We start from the raw sequence: 3,501 nt of genomic DNA on the forward strand, positions 1-3,501 counted from the left end.
CCCCGACGGCACCCTGGAGTTCACCGGACGCGCCGACGAACAAGTCAAGATCCGCGGCTTCCGCATCGAACTCGGCGAGATCGAGACCGTACTCGCCGAGGACCCCGCCGTAGCCCAGGCGGTGGTGAACGCGCGGGAGGACGACGAGCACCGCAAGCAGCTCGTCGCCTACCTGGTGCCCGCCTCCGGCTCCGGGATCGACACCGCACGGCTGCGGGAACTCGTGAGCGCCACCCTGCCCGACCACATGATGCCCGCCGCGTTCGTCGTGCTCGACAAGCTGCCGCTCACCCCACACGGCAAGCTGGATCGCAAGGCCCTGCCCGCCCCCGAGTTCACCTCCTCAGAGGGCAGCCGGGAGCCGCGTGACGAGACCGAGAGGATCCTGTGCGGGCTGTTCGCCGAGGTGCTCGGCCTGTCCGAGGCCGGGATCGACGACAGCTTCTTCGACCTCGGCGGCGACAGCATCGTCTCCATCAAGCTGGTCAGCCGAGCGCGCGCGGCCGGCGTCGAGTTCACCGCGCGGGACGTGTTCGAGCACAAGACCGTCGCCCGGCTCGCGGCTGCCGCCGGCGGCGTCGGGACGTCCTCCGCCAGCCGCGGGGACACCGACGGCGTCGGCTCCGTGCCGCTGCTCCCGATCATCCACTGGATGCGGGAGCGTGGCGGCCCGATCCGGCGCTTCAACCAGACCATGATGGTGGTCGTCCCGGCCGAACTCGGCCTGAAGCGCCTGGAAACCGCCCTCCAGACGGTGCTCGACCACCATGACGCGCTGCGGATGCGGCTGCGCCGCACCGGCGGGCTGATCTGGAACCTGGACATACCGCCCCGCGGTGAACTGCGCGCCGCCGACTGCGTCCACCGGGTGGACGTCACCGGTCTGGGCCGCGAGGAGACCAACACCCGTATCGGTGAGCACGTCCAGGCGGCCTGGGACCGGCTCGACCCGGAGACCGGCGCGATGGTGCAGGCGGTGTGGTTCGACGCGGGGCCCTCCGCTCCCGGCCGGCTGCTGCTGGTCGTGCACCACCTGGTCGTGGACGGTGTCTCCTGGCGGATCCTGCTGCCCGACCTGGCCCAGGCCTGGGCCGAGGTGGCGGCCGGCCGGACACCGGAACTGGCGCCGGTGGGCACCTCGCTGCGCACCTGGGCCCAGCGGCTGACCGAGGCCGCGCAGGACGCCGAGCGGGTCGGGGAGCTGGAGACCTGGCTGGACGTGCTCGGCGAGTCCGACCCGCTGCTGACCCCCCAACCGCTCGACCCGCGACGGGACATCACCGCGACCGCGCGCACGATGTCGCTGGTCCTGCCCACCGACCTGACCGCGGCGCTGCTGACCACCGTGCCGGCCGCGTTCCACGCCCGGGTCAACGACGTCCTGCTCACCGCGTTCGGCGCGGCGGTGGCGCGGTGGCGGCAGACCCACGGTCGCGGCGACCACACGGGCGTGCTGATCGACCTCGAGGGCCACGGCCGCGAGGAGATCGTCGACGGCGTCGACCTGCACCGCACCGTCGGCTGGCTGACCAGCCTCTTCCCGGTCCGGGTCGACCCGGGCCCGCTGGACTGGAGCGAGTTCTGCGCCGGGGGTCCCTCGGCCGGACGGGCCCTGAAGGAGGTCAAGGAGCAGTTGCGCAGGCTGCCGGAGAACGGCATCGGGTACGGCCTGCTGCGCTACCTCAACCCGCAGACCAGCATGATGCTCGCGGGCCTGCCCAAGCCGCAGATCGGTTTCAACTACCTGGGCCGGTTCGCCATCGCGGAGGAGGCGACGCAGGCCACGCCGGAGGAGTGGAGCCCGGCCCCGGAGTCCGGCGGACTCGGCGGTGGCGGCGACACCGACGTACCGCTGAGCCACAGCATCGACCTGAACGCGCAGACCCAGGACCGCGCGGACGGCCCCCGGCTGATCGCCGTCTGGTCCTGGGCGGACGCGCTGTTCACCGAGGAGGAGGTGCGCGAGCTCGCCGAGACCTGGTTCGAGGCGCTCGGCGCTCTGGTCGCCCATGTGGCGCGCCCCTCGGCCGGTGGCCACAGCCCCTCCGACCTCCCGCTGGTGCCGCTGACCCAGGCCCAGATCGACATGGTGGAGGCGGCCGACCCGGAGGAGCTCGAAGACGTACTGCCGCTCACTCCCTTGCAGGAGGGCCTGCTCTTCCACGCCCAGTTCGACGAGAACTCCCCCGACGTCTACAACATCCAGATCGCCGTGGACGTCGAGGGCGGCCTGGACGCCCCCAGGCTCCGCGAGGCCGCGGCCGGTTTGCTGCACCGGCACGCCAACCTGCGGGCCGCGTTCCGGCAGCAGGGCCTGGACCGACCCGTGCAGGTGGTGCGGCGCGGGGTGGAGCTGCCGTGGCGGGAGGTGGACCTCAGCGGACTGGCAGCCGAGGAGCGGGACGCCGAGCTGGCCGCGTTCATGGCCGCCGACCGAGTGGACCGGTTCGAGGTGGAACGGCCGCCGCTGTTCCGGTTCACTCTCGTCCAACTGGGCGAGAACCGCTGCCGGTTCGTCCTCACCACGCATCACATCCTGCTGGACGGCTGGTCCGCGCCGCTGGTGATGCGCGATCTGTTCGTGCTGTACGCGGGCGGTGTCCTGCCCGCGCCCACTCCCTACCGGGAGTACCTGTCCTGGCTCGGCCGGCAGGACCGCGCGAGCGCGCTCGCCGCGTGGCAGCGGGTCCTCGAAGGCGTGAGCGAGCCGACGCTGATCGCGGCTGAGGACTCCGGCCGCCGGGCGACCGTGCCGGACGAGCTGCTGTTCCGCGTGCCCGAGGAGCTGACCACCGCGCTGAACGCGGCGGCCCGGCGCTGCGGCGTCACGCTCAACACCGTGGTCCAGGCGACCTGGGGTGTTCTGCTGGGACGGCTGACCGGGCGCGACGACGTCGTCTTCGGCGGCACGGTCTCCGGCCGTCCGCCGGAGATCGCCGGTGTCGAGAACATGGTCGGCCTGTTCATCAACACCCTGCCGGTACGCGTCCGGGTGCGGCCCGGCGAGTCGTGGGCGGAACTCCTTGGCCATCTTCAGAGCCGGCAGACCGAGCTGATGGGCCACCAGTACCTCGGGCTTCCGGACATCCTGCGTGCCCAGGGTGTCGACCAGCTCTTCGACACCCTCACCGTCACCGAGAACTACCCGATGGACACCGGCACGCTCGGCAAGCCCACCGAGGGCCAGCGGATCACCGGCCTGGAGGCGCGGGACGCGAACCACTACCCGATCTCGCTGATCGCCGTTCCGACCAGGGAACTGCTGCTGAAGTTCGAGTACCGGAGCGAGCTGTTCGAGCGCGCCGAGATGGTGCGCTGGATGGACTGGCTGGTCGGGTTGATCGGTCAGTTCGCGGCCGACCCGGACCGGGCTGTCGACACCGCGGAACTGCTGTCCCCCGAGGAACGGCATCGGGTGCTGGTGGAGTGGAACGACACGGCGCGCGATGACGTGCTGCCGGTGACGTTCCCGCAACTGTTCGGCGCGTCCGTGGAACGCGA

The 3,501-nt window shown here is 71.7% G+C and carries 1 protein-coding gene; it reads left to right on the forward strand.

The features are described 5' to 3' along the window. The coding region (locus tag ACWC91_RS41355; protein ID WP_450644974.1) for a condensation domain-containing protein at positions 1-3,501 on the forward strand (3,501 nt) is incomplete at both ends.

This window comes from Streptomyces sp. NPDC001204, from assembly GCF_053598035.1.